Raw genomic sequence first — 17,774 nt, 5'->3', positions numbered from 1 at the left:
GAGACGTGCCGACGCCATCCGATCTCTACTTCCGTCAAGGGAGTCCGTGCGAGCATGTCGCGCCCTCGGCCGGGACGCTCTGTATGCTCGTCAACGCATCGGCACACCCCCTGATGTATGGCCACCATCGTCGAATAGAAGCATTCTCTCTTTGGGTGCGCCGTGGGCAATATCCGATGATCGATGAGCAACACGTCGAACAACTTCGCACCGCTGCCCGAGCCAAGGTCGTGACAGAAGCGCGAAACGCCAAGCTGCTCGATGCGGCGTTTGCAATTATTTCTCATAACAGCTCTCATCAACGGTTCGGCCCCCTCGGTGAGGGGCCTCTTCCAATTGACTTACGCGTCCTAAGAGATCGCTTTTCAGAGGTCCAAATCGAAGACGCACGCCGCCGGGCGCGCGCACTTTTTCAAGACGCCTTCCAAGCCGGCGAGGATGCGCTCGCCCAGAGATTTTCACATCCCGAGATCGTCGACAAACTTCGCCAGCGTCATCCCGGATTTTCCGACAAATGCTACCAGGATACCGTCCGTCAAGGATGCTTTCTTGCCCGCTGAGGACTAGCAGACTCGGTCAGGACGCCTTCCCGCCATGGCGTCCAGCCCTTGCCGGGCCGCTCGGTCAATTCGCTGTCGCGCACGCCGCGCCTCGTAGTTGGGAACGAGGCGATATTGCATAAGTCTCGACTTATAGGCAAGAGAGCGAGGCGGGCGATGGAGCAAGGTCGCTTGCATTTTAGCTAAATTGCGTGGCTGTATGGTCTATGAAAACGGCCGGGGGGCCACACGACATGACCACAAACCTGTTTCTCACGGGTGTCGCTGCATTCGCGTTGCTCGTTCCGCTCTACTTCGTCCTGAAATGACCATGGTATTCTAAGCGCCTCATAGAGCGAGGCAAGGCGATGACGGACACCACCCGTTGGCCGGCCGCTCCGGTCTATAGCCCCCGAGACTACGTTCTCATCCTCAAGCTCTCGGCAGTCGGCGATCTGCCGCCGACGTGGGAGGAGGCATAGCGGGCAACCGGAAGACTCCTCACCGACCAATTTGGCCGAAGGCAGATCGAACTCCAGCCATTGGAAAAGCCGCCACCGAGCGGCTGCGGGCGAATGCGAGAGCCGGGAACCCGATACAGGCCAGCGCGTTCTATGGCATGCTCAAACAGATCGCTTTTGCTGCCGTGCTGATCCAGGTCGCTGTCTATTCGGCTCTCCTGACTCAGACAATCCTCTTCGCCTCGACAGCCTCTCAAGCTGCCAACGCGCAGCAGCTCGATCAACCCGTGGCGGTAAAAGAGCGGGTATATGCAAGGCAGTTCACCATCGCCATGACGGCCCCGCTATCTCAACGGCAGCCATGAATATCGAACCTTCGGAATGGGATAGGATTCGCCTCTTGGATGCCGCCAACGACATTCCAGGCCGCCTCGATTGGGCCGTGCGCGTTTCAAACACGCCGACGGCGGCATCGAATTGCAGCCGACTCTGCCGTCCCGTTACTTGCTTTAGGAGATTGGAGGCCTCGCCTCGGAATCGAACCGAGGCTTCCGAGATTTGCCGTCTCTAGCGTAGCCGCTCCGCCACGAGGCCATGCAACTGGTAGTAGCGGTAAGAAGTTTAAAGGTTGTTGACGTCTTTGGTAAAATTTCCCTGATCGATACCACGGAAAGCACGGCGCAGGACACGTCAGATAACAATGGCGTAGGGACCGCCCGTTGGTTCATCCCCGCCAGGAAAATAGTAGACCCTGCCTCAGGCGGAAAGAACTGGCGCCGGCTGAGCCGTCACTCCGGCCAACAGTTCTGTTTGCACGGCCAGGAAAAACCTGCGTACTTCATCAGTGGCTGCGGCTTTATCCCTTCCCGATCCGACAACGAGATCGAGCAACTCCGCCGCTTTTGCCCTCCAGAACGAGGCGGCAGTTTCGCCTTGCAGGCTGTCGAGCCTGGCGGCAACTTCCCGGACCAGGAATACCTGACGGTCGATCGGGAACGCACGAACTTTTTCTGAGGACATCTTCCGAACCCTGAACTGACGCAACGAATCAACCATCGCTGAACAGCAATGGCGTAGCCGTTAAGGTGGAAACGGAAGCTTAACGACGCCGTCGACGCGTCTTCGTGGATGCTAAGTGTGCGGCGCCCCGGCCACTGCATGGCCGCGTATTTAAGCGGTTATTGCCGTTCGCCTGTGACCGCCGCTATGGCTCTCAGGCCTGCAGTGCCCTCGGCTCGCCGCCGCGCTTGCGCGGAGCCAGCATGTCGCCGGCCATCAGTCCGGTGACACGGCAGAACGCCATGAATGCCCGGCAGGCATCCTCGGTCTTGACCACGTCCACCGTGGCGCCAAAACAGGCATTGAAGGCTTTCTGATACACCGGTCCTTGCCGGCGTGCTGGCCAGTCCTGGAGAAAGTCGAGCGCCTGCTCGACACTGTAGATCTCCTCGACGGGCAAGCCGGGGCCTTGGGCAATGCGCACCGGCACCTCGAACTGCAATCTGTCCATCCGTCGTCTCCCGAACCGGTGTCGCCAAGCAACGCCGTTCGTCGTGAAAAGTTGCCTTGACGGTTTTGTACCATGCAAATGTGTCGTCACTGCGGAAGTGGCCCATGAGCAGGCTGCCATCAGCGACGCTTCGGGCGATCTGACCCGCTCGGGCGACCCAAGGGCATGATGTCCAGGAAGCAAAGCAGCCGTGCAAAACCGGCAAGAGATCGCACCAACGAGACGAATATCCCGGCGGCGCGGGCCGTATCAGGCAGTTCTTCCTTGAACCTTTCGCCCCCAAGTGCCAAATCTGGTGGCATCTTCACGCCAGCACTCTTGCAGCGCCCCAGCTCTATACGGACAAAATGGTCACCTATCTCGACGCCGCCACGGCACCACTCAGAAACACCGGCCAGATCCGCCTCTATGGCGAGGAAGGCTTTGCCGGCATGCGCAGGGCATGCGACCTCACCGCGCGCTGTCTGGACGAATTGGTGCCGATGGTCGCTCCCGGCGTCACCACGGACACGATCGACCGTTTCGTTTTCGAATTCGGCATGGATCACGGCGCACTGCCGGCGACACTCAACTATCGCGGCTACACCAAGTCATCGTGCACCTCGATCAACCACGTCGTCTGCCATGGCATTCCCGACAGCAAGCCGTTGAAGGATGGCGACATCGTCAACATCGACGTCACCTACATCCTCGACGGCTGGCACGGCGATTCCTCGCGCATGTATCCGGTCGGCACCATCAAGCGCGCGGCTGAACGCCTGCTAGAGGTCACCCATGAATGCCTGATGCGCGGCATCGCCGCAGTCAGGCCGGGCGTACGCACCGGCGCCATCGGCGCCGCCATCCAGACCTATGCCGAGGCGGAGCGCTGCTCGGTGGTGCGTGATTTCTGCGGCCATGGCGTCGGCCAGCTCTTCCACGACGCCCCGAACATCTTGCACTACGGCAACGCCAATGAAGGCGTGGAAATGCGGCCCGGCATGATCTTCACCATCGAGCCGATGATCAATCTCGGCCGCCCGCATGTGAAGGTTCTGTCGGATGGCTGGACGGCCGTGACACGCGACCGCTCGCTTTCGGCGCAGTACGAGCACACGATCGGGGTGACCGACACGGGCTGCGAGATTTTCACGCTCTCGCCGAACAAACTCGACCGCCCCGGCCTGCCGGCCTGATATTCTTGACGCTTCGGGCGACTGCTTTGCCCGATTGATTGCCGGATGCGGGGGCGGATGGGCAAGGCAAACGACGACGATGAGCGGAGTTTCTTCTCCGAGGTGCCGGTCCGGCCGGTCGCGAAGGCCAGGCCGGCGATCGAGGAGAAGCCGCACTATCTCGGCCATCGCGACCGTTTGCGCGAGCGCTTTGCCTCGGCCGGTCCCGACGCCCTGCCCGATTACGAGCTCCTGGAACTTTTGCTCTTCCGGCTGATCCCGCGCGCCGACACCAAGCCGGCCGCCAAGGCGCTGCTGGCGCGCTTCGGCACGCTGGCCGAAGTGCTTGGCGCGCCCGTCGGGCTGTTGCAGGAGGTCAAGGGCATTGGCCCCACGGTGGCGCTCGACTTGAAAATCGTCGCGGCGACCGCGCAGCGCATGGCGCGCAGTGAGATCCACGGCCGCGAAATCCTCTCCTCCTGGCAGCAGCTTCTCGATTATTGCCGTTCGGCCATGGCTTTCGAGGCACGCGAGCAGTTCCGCATCCTGTTCCTCGACAAGAAGAACGCGCTGATCGCCGACGAGGTGCAACAGACGGGCACGGTCGATCACACGCCCGTCTACCCCAGGGAAGTGGTCAAGCGGGCGCTCGAACTGTCGGCGACCGCGATTATCCTGGTCCACAATCACCCGTCAGGCGACCCAACGCCATCGCGCGCGGACATCGAGATGACCAAGCAGATCATCGATACGGCTAAGCCCCTCGGAATTTCCGTGCACGATCACCTCATCATCGGGCGAAAGGGATACGCCAGCATGAAGGGTTTGTTGCTGATCTAGGGCAACAAAACACATGTTCTTCGCCAAGACGAAACCAGGCGTTCGCGCTTGGCGTAGCAGTGCCGCGGTTGGCAACTAGGACCAAGGTCCCGCCGCCATGGGACTTCAGTACTGCATCAGCTTTATGGCGCCGATTTCTTTGTATTATCAAACCGTTACCGCGTCTGCTGGCTGCGGGCTCGCGTATTGATACGGCATTTGACTAAAGTTTACTCTGTAGAATTAGCGATTTCTCATACGAGGCTTTCTTAGCTGTCGGGCGGATGGCGATTCCTCGAGGAGATTACCATGAGAACCCGAAAAACTTTGTTTGCGGCCCTTGCCTCACTGGCGCTCCTGGCAACTCCGGCGCTCGCCGGTGGCAACGGGCACGGTGGTGGCAATGGCGGCGGTAACGGCGGTGGCAATGGCGGTGGTAACGGCGGTGGCAACGGCAACGGCGGTGGCAATTCAGGCGCCGCGCACGGCAACAGCAGCGCTACGCATGGCAAGTCGTCGTCGGCCCCGGGGCAGGTAGCCAAGGCGCAAAAGGACACGACGGTCGACACGAGCACGCAGGTCTCGTCGGTGACCAAGGACAAGAACATCCACGCCAAGCTTGGCCGGCTGAACTCTCTGCAGCGCAACATAAACGCCTATATGAACTCCAAGAGCAAGAAGTTCGCCAGTATTCAGGCATTCGTGACGCAATCCGCGAAAGCCAAGGTCGCCCAAGCCGCGGCTGAGACCGCGGCAGCCACAGCGGCAGCGGCCCAGGCCAAACTGGATGACCTGAATGCGCAGCTGACGGCAGCGCAGGTGGACCCTGTCGCCAACGCCACACAGATCCAAGCCTTGAATGAGCAGATCACGGCTCAGACGGCCGTTGTCGCCGACGCCAACGCGGCCGCCGCCGAAGCTGAGGCAGCAGCTACCACGGCGACCGTCGGCACCGATCAGGCATCACTCGACGCTGCGCTGGCAAACATGGCCAACAAGCCCATAGACGCCGAGGTCACGACTTGGGCCCAAGGAGTCCTTGCCGACAAGATCGACCAGACGGCTACCAAGATCGAAGCGGAAACGACGCCTTAAGGACGTCACGATCGGAAAACGGCAGGAGCAGCCAGCCATGATGCCGCCGGTTTGCCGGCGGTATTGCTGGTTGCTGAAGGTAAAGAGCGGCTATCCGCGGCGGCTTGGGCGATCCGTCGTGCGCCGAACTTCACCCGCCAAACCGCGGCTCCGCCACGCCGGTAACACCGAGGCCGGTGATGGCGAACAGGCTGCCGCGCAGGACACCGTCGCCAGGAAAGCGCGGCAGCGGCGGCTTGGCCATCGAGGTGACGTAGAGCGTGTCGAGCTTCGGCCCGCCGAACATGACGCTGGTGATCTTTTTCACCGGCATGTCGACGATGCGGTCGACAGTGCCGTCCGGCGCATAGCGCACCAGCCTGCCGTCATAGACCAGCGCATTCCACAGATAGCCCTCGGCGTCGACGGTCGAGCCATCGGCCGCACCGCCCCGGCTGGTGTCGACGCGGGTAAAGGTGCGGCGGTTCGTGGCCGCACCGGTGGCGATATCGTAGTCGTAGGCCCATATCTCGCCGGTCCAGGTGTCGGCGAAGTAGAAGGTGCGGTCGTCGGGGCTCCAACAAGGGCCGTTGGAGCAGATGATGCCGGAATCGATCCGGGTGACGGAAAAATCCGGATCGAGCCGGTAGAGCCCGCCTGAAGGTCCCTCCTCCATCGTATCCATCGAGCCGGCGAAGAAGCGCCCGCGCCGGTCGACCTTGCCGTCGTTCAGCCGGTTCATCGGCTTGTCCGGCTCCGGATCATGGATCAGCGTCACCTCGCCGGTGGCGAAATCGAGCAGATGGAAGCCGCGCTGCAGTGAGACGACGGCGCCGCCGTCCCTGCGCAGCGCCATTGAGCCGATCTTCATCGGCACGTCCCAGGAGCGGATTTCACGCCCGTCGGCGGTCGCTCGGAACACCCGCCCGTCGAAACTGTCGATCCAGTAAAGGCGCTCCTGTTCGACGTCCCAAAGCGGCCCCTCTCCCAAAGTGGTCTTCACATCCACCACGACTTCGATCTTCATGCTGTCCTCCTCTCTTTGACGCCCGCGCGGCGATTCGTCAGGCCGCGTCAGAAGGCAACCTTGTCGCCACCCTTCAGGGACAGGATTTCGCGCGCCTCGTCCGGCGTCGCCACCTCCATGCCGAGCCCCTCGATGATCTTGCGCGCCAGCACAACCTGTTCGGCATTCGACTTGGCGAGCTTGCCCTTGCCGGCCCACAGGCTGTCCTCCAGCCCGACCCGGATGTTGCCGCCGAGTGCCGCCGATTGCGCGGCGATGCGCAGTTGGCTGGCGCCCGCGCCGAGCACCGACCAGCGGAACTGGTCGCCGAACAGCCGGTCGGCGGTCCGCTTCATATGGGCGACGTCTTCCGGATGGGTGCCGATGCCGCCGAGCAGGCCGAACACCGACTGCACGAAGAACGGCGGTTTCACCAGCCCGCGATCGGCGAAATGGGCGAGGTTGTAGAGATGGGCAATGTCGTAGCACTCGAACTCGAAGCGCGTCCCATTGTCGTAGCAGGTCGCCAGAATGTACTCGATGTCCTTGAACGAGTTGCGGAAGACCAGGTCGCGCGTCGCCTCCAGATGCGGCTTTTCCCAGTCGAACTTGAAGGTCTCGTATTTGTCGGCGAGGTGATAGAGCCCGAAATTGATCGAGCCCATGTTGAGCGAAGCGACTTCCGGCTTGAACTGGGCGGCCGGGCGCACGCGCTCCTCGACCTTCATGTACGGACTGCCGCCGGTGGTGATGTTGATGGCGGCATTGGTGCCTTGCTTGACGCGTGGCAGGAAGCGGGCAAAGGCCTCGGGCGTCTGGTCGGGCTTGCCGGTTTCCGGGTCTCGCGCGTGCAGATGCAGGATCGCGGCACCGGCCTCGGCCGCGGCGATCGCCTCCGACGCGATCTGGTCCGGCGTGATCGGCAGGTAGGGCGACATGGTCGGCGTGTGGATCGCCCCGGTCACCGCGCAGGTGATGATGACCTTGCCCCTGGCTGCCGTTGCGCCGGGCTTGCGGCTGGTTTCCTTCATTGTCCGAACTCCTGATCCGATTTCTTCTTGTGTGCCGCCAGCGCCATCAGCCGGCGGTCCCGCCAGACCTGCCGCCCGCCCAGATTTTCCCTGGGCAGTCGCTTGCTGCGCTCGGCCTCCACGGTTGCCATGACCTCGCCCGCCCAGTCGACCCGGCGCAGCATCTGCGGAAAAATGTTGGAATAGATGCCCTGGTAGCGATCGACATAATCGCGCACGCCGCCGGGCGCGTTGAGGTCGATGGTCTCGAACGGCCCCATGAACGACCAGCGCAGCGCCAACCCGTCTCGGATGCCTATGTCGACATCCTCGACGCTGGCATAGCCGTCGGCGACGAGCCGGAAGGCTTCCTCAAGCAAGGCACCCTGCAGGCGGTTCATGATGAAGCCGTCGAGCTCGCGCTTCATCACCAACGGCGCATGACCGGCATCGATGAGGAAGGCGCGGGTTCTTTCCAGCGTCTCGACCGACGTCCATGGCGCCGGCACCACCTCGGCCGCCGGAATGAGGTAGGGCGGATTGATCGGATGCACCACCAGGCAGCGGTGCCGTCCCTTTAGATGGTCGGTGAACTTCGACGGCAACAACGCCGAGGTGGAGCTGGCTATCACCGTTTGCGGGCCGGCCAGACTGTCGATCAGGGAGAACACTTCCCGCTTCACATCGAGGTTTTCAGGCGTGTTCTCCTGGACATGGATTGCTCCGGCCAGCGCCTCCTCCAGTTCGACCGCGATGGCGATGCGGCCAAGCACGGCATCGACGGACTGCCCACGCAGCAGGTCGTTCGAAGAGAGGTCGCCAAGCACGCCTTCTATGTAGTCACGCGCGCCGCCCGTCGCGGCGGGCGACTGGTCCCACATCCGCACGTCATGGCCGGCGCGGGCGAAGCTGATCGCCCAGGCCCGCCCGATGAAACCGCTGCCGACAATCGCAACCTTTGCCATGGATCGGCCCTCCTCAGAGCGTTTCGACGTTGCCGTCGACGCCGAGCGACTGCCCGGAAATGTTGATGCCGGCGTCCGACAGCAGGAAGGCGACCATCGAGGCGACGTCATAAGGACTGGTCATGCGGCGCAGCGAGATGTTCTGCAGGTAGCGAGCGGTCATCTCCTCGTGGCTGATGCCGACCTGCCTGGCGCGCGCCGAGATGACGCCCTCGATGCGCGGCCCTTCGATGATGCCCGGCAGGATGGCGTTGACCCTGATGCCGTGCGGCCCAAGCTCCTTGGCGAGGCTTTGGGTGAAACCGATGACGCCGAACTTGGCCGCCGAATAGGGCGTGCGGAAGGCATAGCCGTGGCGGCCGGCCGCCGATGACATCGACACAATCGAGCCGCCGCCCGCCGCCTTGATCAGCGGCACGGCGCGCCGCGCACACAGGAACTGGCCGGTAAGACAGATGTCGATGCAGCGCCGCCAGTCGTCCGGTTCGATCTCGTCGACACCACCGGTCGGCCCGGCAATGCCGGCATTGTTGATCAGTGCGTCCAGCCCGCCGAGTTTTTTCTCAACCGCCTCGAACAACCGGTCGACGTCGTCGTCGCGCGAGACATCGGCCTTGACCGCCGCGACCAGGTCGATCTTGTCAGGCGCGGCGGCCAGCGCCTCGTCGGAAACGTCGCAGACGACGACACGCGCGCCAAGCCGCGAGAGCGTGTCGGCGATGGCAAAGCCAATGCCGCCGGCGCCCGCCGTCACCAGCACGCGCTGTCCTTTCAGCCCGGCCAAGAATTCGTCCGCCGTTTGAGGTGCCTTTGCGCTCATCGTTCCGTCCTTTTCATTGCAACTGCCGTTCGCGCAGCGCCATGACGGCGCCCAGAACGACCAGTCCGTAGAGAATTGCCCTCGTGGCGTAGGGCAGCGTGGTGCCGGCCAGCAGCATCTGCAGCGCCGTCAAAAGCAGCACGCCTCCGAGCATGCCGAGATAATGGCCGCGCCCGCCGGTGATCAGCGCACCGCCCACCACCACGACGGCGATCGACGGCAAGAGATAGTCGTCGCCCATGCCAAGGCTCGCCTGGCCGGAGAAGCCGGTCAGCATGATGCCGACGACAGCGGCGCAGACTGCCGACAGCATATAGACCAGGATCAGCGTGCGCTCGACGCCGATGCCGGACAGGCGCGCCGCGCGCAGCCCATTGCCGATGCCGTAGACTCGGCGCCCGAACGGCGTGCGTCCAAGCAACAGCACCGCCACCACCACGAAGACGACCATCAGCAGGACCACCGGGGTCACGAAACCGAACTTGGCGGTCATGAACCAGCGCAGCATGGGCGAGGAAAAACCGGCCGGCGTACCCTGCGAATAGAGTAGCGCGAAGCCTTGCAGAATGCCGTTGGTGGCAAGCGTCATGACGATCGGCGAGATGCCGAGATAGACGATGCCGAAGCCGTTGGCGAAGCCGATGGCGCAGGCCATCACCAGCACGACCGGCAAGGCGTAGAGGAGTGCCGCATCGGAACCGTTGACCATGCCGGCCAGGATGATGCCGGAAATACCGATCGTCCACGGAACGGAGAGATCGAGGCCGCCCGTCAGGATGACCGTTCCCTGTCCGAGCGCCAGCACGGCGAGAAAGGACGACAGCACCAGCAGTGAATTCCAGTAACCGGGATTGAGGATGGCACGGCCGAGCCAGATCTGGGTGACGACCACGATGATAAGCAGGCAGATATAGGCGGGCAGCGCGTAGCGCAGCGTCTCCGCGTTGCGAACATGGAAGGTGGGACGCGGAGACACCGTGTCGGGTTTGCCATGCGAGGGTCCGGCAATCTTGAGCCGCCGGTCGATCGGTTCAAGCTGCGAGGGCAGAATACCCGCTCGCCAGGCGGCCAGCCGGGCGCGCGCCGCGCGCAGTTGCACGGCAAGCACCGATGCGTGAGACAGGGATCCGGCAAGGGCCGCCAGCACCAGGATGGTGCCTTCGGCGATGGTCGAATAATAGGCCGACACATTGAGCACCAGCAGGATGTTCACCACCATCATCAGGATGTAGGCACCGAAGACGGTGCCCACCGGACCACCCTGCCCGCCGCCCAGGCGCGTGCCGCCGACGACCACCGCCGCGAACATAGACAGAAGCAGCGGATTGCCGACCAGCGGGTCGCCGCTGCCGGTCTGCGCGCTGATGAAGACGCCGGCAAGGCCGTAGCAGCCGCCGGCGATCACATAGACGGCAAAGCGCACCAGGACGACGTTGATGCCGACTGCAGCAGCCGAATCCGCATCGCTGCCGACCGCATAGAGCGCCGTGCCGAAACGGGTTCCCTTCAGCCAGAACCAGGCGAGCAGGACGACGCCGATCACCACCAGCGGCATTGGCAGCCAGCCGGTGATCGCGTCGCCCAAATAGAAGGTGCCGAGATCGGGCGACACGAAGCCGCCGGGCTTGTCCATCACCAGCAGCGTCACGCCTTGCAGGATGAACATGGTGGACAGCGTCACCACGATGGGCTGCATGCGCAGCACCGCGATGAAGAAGCCGTTGAAGGCACCGACCGCCATGCCGACGCCGATGCCGACGGCCGTCCACAAGAGAATGCTTGCGCCTGGCGCCATCGGATCCATGCTCGACGCCAGCACGGCATTGACCAGTGATATCACCGCTCCGGCGGACAGGTCGAAGCCGCCCGACAGGATCACGATCGTCTGGCCGATCGCCGCGAGCGCCGAGGTCGCGCCGCCGCTGGACAGGAACGACACGTCGAAATAGGTCAGCGGCCCGGCGCTGATCCAGTCGACGATGAAAAGCAGGATCGCAAGGACGCCCGCGGCGATCAGCGCCCCACGATTGCGTATCAGCGCACGGCGCAGCCCGAATCCGGCGGAAGCAGAGGAGGTGACGCTGCTCATGCGGCTACATCCCCGGCATGTCCAAGCGCCGGCCGCATGATGGCAGGCTCGGCGATGGCGTCGCCTTCCAGCTCGGCCGCGATGCGCCCGCCATAGAGAACCAGGACCCGGTCGCACTGGTGGACCAGTTCGGGAATCTCGGTCGAGTGCAACAGGATCGAGCCGCCGGCGGCGACGTAGTTTCGCATCATCACGTAGAGCTCGTGCTTGGTGCCGACATCGATGCCGCGCGTGGGGTCGAACAGCAGCAGGATGCGGCTCTGCGCCACCAGCCATTTGGCGATGGCGATCTTCTGCTGGTTGCCGCCGGAAAAAGCCCCGGCCCGCGTCCACAGCGCCCGTCGGTCGACCTCGACGGTTGCGAACGCCGCCTCGACGGCGCGCGTCTCGGCCACAACATCGACAAGGCCGAAGCGTGTGAAGCGCGACACCACCGGCAGCGTGGCGTTCTGGCTACCCGGCAGTTTCAGGAACAGGCCTTCGGATTTGCGGTCCTCCGGCACCAGGCCGATGGCCATATTGGGCAACAAGGCATCCGCCGGAGAGCCGAGCCAGACCTTTCGGCCATCGACAAGGACGTCGCCGCGGCTGATTTCGGCCATGCCGAAGCAGGCCAGGAACAGATCCTGCTGGCCCATGCCCTGCAGCCCGGCAATGCCGAGGATCTCGCCGCGGCGCAGATCGAAGCTCGCGCCGTCGAGCTTGCGCCCGACCTTCAAGTCACGCACGCCCAGGACCGGCGGACCGAAAGCCTGGGCGCCATCGGGCTTGGGCGGAAAGGTCTGTTCGATGCTGCGGCCGATGATCTTTTCGATGACGTCGGCGTCCGAGACATCGGCAACCGGCGCGGTGACGATGTGGCGGCCATTCCTCAGGATCGTCAGCGTGTCGCAAAAAGCGCGGACCTCGCGCATGCGATGGGTGATGAAGACGATGGTGGTGCCTGCCGCCTTCAGCCTGGCGATGATGTCGCCCAGCCACTCGACATCGCGACCGGCGAGCGTCGAGGTCGGCTCATCGAGCAGCAGGATGCGTGGCTTGCGGTAGACGGCGCGCGCGATCTCGATCTTCTGGCGCACGGAAAGCTCGAGCTCGCCGACCTCGGCATCGAGATCGACGGAAAAACCGAGCTCGTCGATATGGCGACGGACCGCCTTGCGCGCCGCGGCGCGCCGGATCAGGCCGGAGACGCCGACCGGAGCATAAGGCATCAGCATGTTGTCGAGGACCGAGAGATCGCGCACCAGCGTCATCTCCTGGAACGCCGTCTGCACGCCCAGCGCGTGTGCCGCGCGCGGTGCGCCGTAGCCGATCTCCTTGCCGAAGACACGGACATGGCCGGCACTCGGCCGCACCAGCCCGGACAGCAGTTTCACCAGTGTCGACTTGCCGGCTCCGTTCTCGCCCAGCAGTGCGTGGACGCTGCCGGACGCGATCCGGAACGAAACGCCCTCCAACGCGACCGTTGGCCCGAAGGCCTTGCCGATGCCGTCGATCTCGATGGCGGGAAGCGCTGGGTGTTCTGTCATGTCCTCGATCGCCGGGCTGCGCATTTCTGGGCGACACGCATTAGCGCGGATCGACGATGCACGGACAAGATGTCCGCGCATCGTCTTGGTTTGACTTGGGAGGCTAGTTCTCGGGCTGTCCGACGAGCGCGGCGTTGAGGCCGATCTCGGGCGTCTGGTCCGAAAAGATCGAAGCGAACCAGCCGGGATTGGAAACCAGTGACGGCTTGAAGACGTTGCAGCCGGCCTTCATCTCTGCCCAGGTGCCCTCGTTGCAAAGCTTGATCGTCTCGTTGGTGACGACCGGCAACGGCAGGATCGTCGTCTTCGGCACGTCCTTGCCTTCGATCGCCTCGACGGCAAGCTTCAGCGCCAACGCGCCGGAATAGGGCGGCGAGGCATAGGAAATGCGTTGCGCGCCCGCCGGTGCATAGGGAGGAGCGGCACCTTCGACTTCGGTTCCCTCCGGCAGCATCTGGATGCGGCCGCCATTCGAGCCCTCGCCGGCGCAAGGCAGGAGTTCGCTGTCCTTCTTGCCGGCCTCGAGCTGCATGGAGTTGGCGGTGAAGCAGCCGACCTGCATCCACAGGCCGTTGATGTCGCCCCAACTGCGCGTGGCGAGGATCTTGGACAGTTCGGTTCGAGCGACCGCCTGGCTCCACATGCCGACAGCCTCGCCGACGATCTTGATGTCGGGATATTTGGCGAAGACTTCCTTGGCGGCCTTGGTGCGCTGGTCGTCCACGGATGTTCCGGGAACACCGGTGATGGCGATTATGTTGCCCTTGCCGTTGAGCTTCTTGACAAGCCATTCGGCGGTCACCCTGCCCGCTTCCAGCTGATCGATATGGACATTGTAGGCACAAGGCTCGGTGATCTCGGCGTCATAGGCAAAGACCTTCACGCCCTTGTCGCAGGCATTCTTGACGACCTGGTTGAGCGCCGTCGGCGAGATCGGATACACGACGATCGCCTCTGCGCCGCTCTGCACCATGGCGTTGATCTGCTGGATCTGGCGTTGCGCGTTGGGTCCTGCGACCTGGACCTGCAGGTCGACCTTGTCGGCCAGGCTTTTGTGGGCCGCGATGGCCTTGACCATGTTGGCTGCCTCCGCCTGCCAGTCATTGCCGATATAACTCATGCTGAGAAAGATCTTGTGCTTCTGGGCCGCGTCAGCCGCGGACATGCCAAAAGTACACATAGCCATGCCTGCCAGCAGCGTGAGCCGCCGGACTTTCAATCCGATACCCATGTGAAATTCCTCCCGATCCGAATGACCGAATGCCTCCCGAGGGCACGAAAGCTAGCCCTCGCCATCCGATATTGAAAACCGTACCATGATTTGATCAAAGATCAATGATGAAATGTCTTGACGGCCAGGCGACAGTCGCGGACGCTTGACGCCGCTGCCGGAACCCTGCATTCCGGGAACGGGTTGTGGCGCGGCCTTGCGCGGAAAGGTTGATGGGGAGATGGCCGGAGCGGCGTTCAGGAAGCCTGGTGTCGAGATCGTGCCCCTGTCCAGGGAGACCCTGCAGGACAGGGTCTATCGCCATGTCACCGAATTGATCCTCGACGGCAGCATCGTGCCTGGCGAGATGGTGACCGTACAAAGCCTGGCCGACGCCTTTGGAGTCAGTCCGATGCCGGTCAGGGAAGCGTTGCGGCGGCTGACGGCGGCCAACGCCTTGATGGTTGTTTCAGGCCGCTCGATCGGAATTCCCGCGCTCAGCCGCGCACGCCTCATCGATCTCAGGAATGTCCGCTTCGAGATCGAAGCGATCGCCGCCGCGTGGGCGGCCGAGCGCATGGACGACCGGGGCATCGCGCAGCTCGACCTGCACCTCAATGCGCTCGAACAGGCCAACGCGGCGGGAGACGTCAAATCCTATCTGCGCGCCAACTATGCCTTTCATTTCTCCATCTACCGGGCGGCGGGCTCCGAGAACATCCTCAACATCATCGAGAACCTGTGGCTGCAGATCAGCCCCTATTTCAACATGCTGCATGATTCCGGAAACTACTCGACCGCCAACGAGCACCACCAGGAGATGTTCGCGGCCTTGCGCAATCGCGATGTGGAAGCCGTCCGCCAGGCGATCCGCGCCGACATCGACGCGGCCTTCGACGTCCTGGTCGGCCTGCTGAAATAGGACTGCGAAGCCTGCTCGGCTTTCGCCCAGGGTCGAGGACGATAGTTACGGCGGATCCGTATGGCAGTTCCCGGCGATCTGCTCGACCGCCTCTTCAAACCCCGCAAGGTCGAAATCCGCCTGGCCGCGCCCTGACAACAGTCCAAACCGCCAGGAAAGCGACAGCCGGCTTGCGGAAACGAGGCGCTTGATCGCATCGGCGCCGTCACGCACCAGCATCCTGCCGCGCGACCCGACCGACCAACTCTCGTCGAACTTGTCGCCGTCGACGGCAACCGACATCGTGATCTTGCGACTGGCCGAAACCGCGTCGTTCAATTGCAGCCATTCGGTCCAGCGCGGTTCGCCGCCTGCCCCGCAGGCGATGGTCAGGACCGGGCTGTAGCTCAAGGCGCCACCGCCGGTGATCAGCTTGTTGGTGGCATGGAGCGAAGCCGTGACCAGCCCATCGTCAGCCGTGCCGAAGCGCCAGTCGCCGGCAATCGCGTCGGCGGGGGCAAGATTGCAGGCGAAGGCCAGGACGAGCGTCAGGACGACAGCACGCCCCGTTTCGAAGAATAGGCTCAACGCCCCCTCCAGGAATTTGCAGCAGAAGCGCAGATAGTGATCAACGCTTGGTATCGCCAAGTGCCACGGCCTGAGAAGCCGGCCTCCTGTTGCAGTTTCGCAACGAAAAAGGCCGCCTCGGGAGGCGGCCTTCGTCAATTTCATCAAGTGCCGAGACTTATTCGGCGTCGTTGGCGGCCGCCTTCTTCTTAGGCGCAGCCTTCTTCTTCGGCTCTCCCGCCTCATCGCCAGACTTGGCGTCGGCCTTCTTGTCTTCAGCCTTCTTGGCCGCGGCTTTCTTGGCCGGCTTGGCCTTGGTCGTGGTTTCCGCTTCCTCGTCATCGGCCATCAGCTCTTCCTTGCTGACCTTGACGTCGGTGACCGAGATCTGGCCGAGCAGATGGTCTACGACCTTCTCCTCGAACATCGGCGCCCGCAGCGCATTCAGCGCCTCGGGGTTGTTGCGGTAGAACTCGAAGGCTTCCTGCTGCTGGTTGGCCGGGAAGCGGCGAACCTGCTCGAACAGGCCGCGCTGCAGCTCTTCGTCCGATACCGTGACGCCGGCCTTCTCGCCGATCTCGGCCAGCACTAGGCCAAGGCGCACGCGGCGCTCGGCAAGACGCATATACTCGGCGCGAGCCTCTTCCTCGGTCGTCTCTTCGTCGGCGAAGGTGCGGCCGGCCGCTTCCAGATCGCGGTTGACCTGCGCCCAGATGTTGTTGAACTCAGCCTCGACGAGCTTCGACGGGGCCTCGAACGAATAAGCCGCATCGAGCTGGTCGAGCAACTGGCGCTTGACCTTCTGGCGCGTCATCGAGCCGAACTGGTTCTCGATCTGACCGCGCACGATCTCGCGCAGGCGCTCCAGCGATTCCAGGCCAAGGTTCTTGGCGGTCTCGTCGTTGATTTCGAGTTCGCCGGGCTTCGACACTTCCTTGACAGTGACGTCGAAGGTGGCTTCCTTGCCGGCCAGATGCGCCGCCTGGTAGTTTTCGGGGAAGGTCACCGTAACCTGCTTTTCGTCGCCGGCCTTGGTGCCGACAAGCTGATCCTCGAAGCCGGGAATGAATTCCTTGGAGCCCAGCACCAGCGGCTGATCGTTGCCGGCGCCGCCGGCAAAGGCCTCGCCGTCGATCTTGCCGACATAATCGATGCTCACGCGGTCGCCCTCGGCGGCCTTGCCGGTCTTCGGCTCATAGCTGCGCGCCGATTCTGCGACCCGCTTGACCTGCTCGTCGATCTCCGTTTCAGGCACGTCGTACACCTGACGCGTTACCTTGATGTCGGAGAAATCCTTGATCTCGATCGCCGGAATGACCTCGTAGTTGAGGCGGAATTCGAAGTCGGCGCCACCGGCCAGGATCTTCTCGGCTTCCTTCTCGTCCTCGGTCATGATGACCTCGGGCTGCATGGCCGCCTTCTCGCCGCGGCCCGTGATGATCGACCGGGTCGAATCGTTGAGGATCTCGTTGACCACTTCGGCCATGAACGACTTGCCATAGACCTTGCGCAGGTGCTGCACCGGCACCTTGCCCGGCCGGAAGCCGTTGATGCGGACCTTGTTGCGGGCGTCCGACAGCCGCGCCATCAGCTTGGCTTCCATGTCACCAGCCGGCACGGTGATCTTGATCTCGCGCTTGAGACCGGAGTTGAGTGTTTCGGTGACCTGCATCGTAAAACCTTTGTTTTCACCAATGAGGCTGCCAAACGGCTCCCTGCCGTTCACAGCCTGCCGGTATAGTCTTGCCGGGAATGGCTTTTGGTACGGAACCTGGCGGTTTGACCGAAAATACGGCTCAAACTTTCCCAAACTGCGTTCCAAAATGTGAATAAGTTCTTGTTTTTCCTACTTCTTATCACATTCTGTAGAAGCGGATCGTCGCGTCCCGTCACATTTGACACGCCTTTTGTCACACGCGAGGCTAATTTTCAACAGTCTTCGCATTTCGGCCAATAACCAACATTCTTTGATCCTGACCCAACATTTCCGCCCCGACATTGACAGAATGATGGCTACATGAGATTGCCGGGCAATGCGGGTATGGCGGAACTGGTAGACGCACCAGATTTAGGTTCTGGCGAGAGATCGTGGGGGTTCGAGTCCCTCTACCCGCACCACC

Annotated in this window: 17 protein-coding genes and 2 tRNA genes; 7 read left to right on the top strand and 12 right to left on the bottom strand. The window is 62.9% G+C overall.

Annotation, left to right across the window (positions count from 1 at the left end):
- Nucleotides 1–83 precede the first annotated feature (83 nt).
- The gene (locus AC0NIH_RS18425) at nt 84–560 is read left to right on the top strand and encodes a hypothetical protein (protein WP_473460619.1); all 477 of its coding nucleotides are present in this window, start codon (nt 84–86) and stop codon (nt 558–560) included.
- A gap of 598 nt (nt 561–1,158) precedes the next feature.
- Entirely contained in the window at nt 1,159–1,365 is a 207-nt protein-coding gene (locus tag AC0NIH_RS18420; protein WP_023778756.1) for a hypothetical protein, read from the top strand.
- A 153-nt stretch (nt 1,366–1,518) separates the two neighbouring features.
- Here the strand turns inward: AC0NIH_RS18420 and AC0NIH_RS18415 are convergent.
- The 3 genes from AC0NIH_RS18415 to AC0NIH_RS18405 form a co-directional block, all read right to left on the bottom strand.
- Nucleotides 1,519–1,594, bottom strand: a tRNA-Cys gene (locus tag AC0NIH_RS18415).
- 162 nt (nt 1,595–1,756) lie between these two features.
- The gene (locus AC0NIH_RS18410; protein WP_023778755.1) at nt 1,757–2,020 is read right to left on the bottom strand and encodes a DUF6074 family protein; all 264 of its coding nucleotides are present in this window, start codon (nt 2,018–2,020) and stop codon (nt 1,757–1,759) included.
- Between the two features lie 193 nt (nt 2,021–2,213).
- On the bottom strand, nt 2,214–2,510 hold the full coding sequence (locus AC0NIH_RS18405) for a DUF982 domain-containing protein (RefSeq protein WP_023763564.1): 297 nt from the start codon (nt 2,508–2,510) through the stop codon (nt 2,214–2,216).
- Between the two features lie 347 nt (nt 2,511–2,857).
- On the opposite strand from AC0NIH_RS18405, the gene map reads away from it, so the two are divergent.
- From map to AC0NIH_RS18390, 3 genes are all read left to right on the top strand, one after another.
- Nucleotides 2,858–3,685, top strand: a complete 828-nt coding sequence (gene map, locus AC0NIH_RS18400; protein WP_224689519.1) for a type I methionyl aminopeptidase — start codon at nt 2,858–2,860, stop codon at nt 3,683–3,685.
- Nucleotides 3,686–3,742: 57 nt separating this feature from the next.
- Entirely contained in the window at nt 3,743–4,504 is a 762-nt protein-coding gene (gene radC, locus AC0NIH_RS18395) for a RadC family protein (RefSeq protein ID WP_287270511.1), read from the top strand.
- A gap of 288 nt (nt 4,505–4,792) precedes the next feature.
- Nucleotides 4,793–5,578, top strand: coding sequence for a hypothetical protein (locus tag AC0NIH_RS18390; RefSeq protein WP_473460623.1), 786 nt, complete (start codon nt 4,793–4,795; stop codon nt 5,576–5,578).
- A gap of 130 nt (nt 5,579–5,708) precedes the next feature.
- On the opposite strand, the gene AC0NIH_RS18385 is transcribed toward AC0NIH_RS18390, so the two are convergent.
- The 7 genes from AC0NIH_RS18385 to AC0NIH_RS18355 all read right to left on the bottom strand — a co-directional run bounded on the left by AC0NIH_RS18385 (nt 5,709) and on the right by AC0NIH_RS18355 (nt 14,207).
- On the bottom strand, nt 5,709–6,584 hold the full coding sequence (locus AC0NIH_RS18385; RefSeq protein WP_473460625.1) for an SMP-30/gluconolactonase/LRE family protein: 876 nt from the start codon (nt 6,582–6,584) through the stop codon (nt 5,709–5,711).
- A 47-nt stretch (nt 6,585–6,631) separates the two neighbouring features.
- Nucleotides 6,632–7,594 carry a 3,5-dioxohexanoate:acetyl-CoA acetone transferase gene (kce, locus tag AC0NIH_RS18380; RefSeq protein ID WP_287270517.1) on the bottom strand — a complete coding sequence of 321 codons (963 nt, stop codon included), beginning with the start codon at nt 7,592–7,594 and terminating at the stop codon, nt 6,632–6,634.
- Nucleotides 7,591–8,538 (bottom strand): 3-hydroxyacyl-CoA dehydrogenase, encoded by a 948-nt coding sequence (locus AC0NIH_RS18375; RefSeq protein ID WP_473460627.1) that lies wholly within the window; start codon nt 8,536–8,538, stop codon nt 7,591–7,593. Before AC0NIH_RS18375 ends, kce begins: the two co-directional genes overlap by 4 nt.
- Before the next feature lie 13 nt (nt 8,539–8,551).
- A complete protein-coding gene (locus AC0NIH_RS18370) occupies nt 8,552–9,358 on the bottom strand; it encodes an SDR family oxidoreductase (RefSeq protein ID WP_473460629.1) in 807 nt (268 codons plus the stop codon).
- Between the two features lie 13 nt (nt 9,359–9,371).
- The gene (locus tag AC0NIH_RS18365) at nt 9,372–11,447 is read right to left on the bottom strand and encodes an ABC transporter permease (protein WP_473460631.1); all 2,076 of its coding nucleotides are present in this window, start codon (nt 11,445–11,447) and stop codon (nt 9,372–9,374) included.
- Nucleotides 11,444–12,976, bottom strand: a complete 1,533-nt coding sequence (locus AC0NIH_RS18360; protein ID WP_473460633.1) for a sugar ABC transporter ATP-binding protein — start codon at nt 12,974–12,976, stop codon at nt 11,444–11,446. The genes AC0NIH_RS18365 and AC0NIH_RS18360 overlap by 4 nt, the downstream gene beginning before the upstream one ends.
- Nucleotides 12,977–13,079: 103 nt before the next feature.
- The gene (locus tag AC0NIH_RS18355; RefSeq protein ID WP_023778747.1) at nt 13,080–14,207 is read right to left on the bottom strand and encodes a sugar ABC transporter substrate-binding protein; all 1,128 of its coding nucleotides are present in this window, start codon (nt 14,205–14,207) and stop codon (nt 13,080–13,082) included.
- A gap of 220 nt (nt 14,208–14,427) precedes the next feature.
- On the opposite strand from AC0NIH_RS18355, the gene AC0NIH_RS18350 reads away from it, so the two are divergent.
- A complete protein-coding gene (locus tag AC0NIH_RS18350; RefSeq protein WP_473460635.1) occupies nt 14,428–15,108 on the top strand; it encodes a GntR family transcriptional regulator in 681 nt (226 codons plus the stop codon).
- A gap of 45 nt (nt 15,109–15,153) precedes the next feature.
- On the opposite strand, the gene AC0NIH_RS18345 is transcribed toward AC0NIH_RS18350, so the two are convergent.
- Both AC0NIH_RS18345 and tig read right to left on the bottom strand, forming a co-directional pair.
- Complete coding sequence (locus tag AC0NIH_RS18345; protein ID WP_473460637.1) at nt 15,154–15,675, bottom strand: hypothetical protein; 522 nt, start codon at nt 15,673–15,675, stop codon at nt 15,154–15,156.
- Between the two features lie 157 nt (nt 15,676–15,832).
- On the bottom strand, nt 15,833–17,326 hold the full coding sequence (gene tig / locus AC0NIH_RS18340; protein WP_224689531.1) for a trigger factor: 1,494 nt from the start codon (nt 17,324–17,326) through the stop codon (nt 15,833–15,835).
- Between the two features lie 363 nt (nt 17,327–17,689).
- Between tig and AC0NIH_RS18335 the strand changes: the two genes are divergently transcribed.
- Nucleotides 17,690–17,772: transfer RNA gene (locus AC0NIH_RS18335), tRNA-Leu, on the top strand.
- Nucleotides 17,773–17,774: the final 2 nt, after the last annotated feature.

The sequence above is a fragment of the Mesorhizobium sp. WSM1386 genome (genome assembly GCF_055901595.1).
This window is presented reverse-complemented; position numbering and strand designations above follow the sequence as displayed.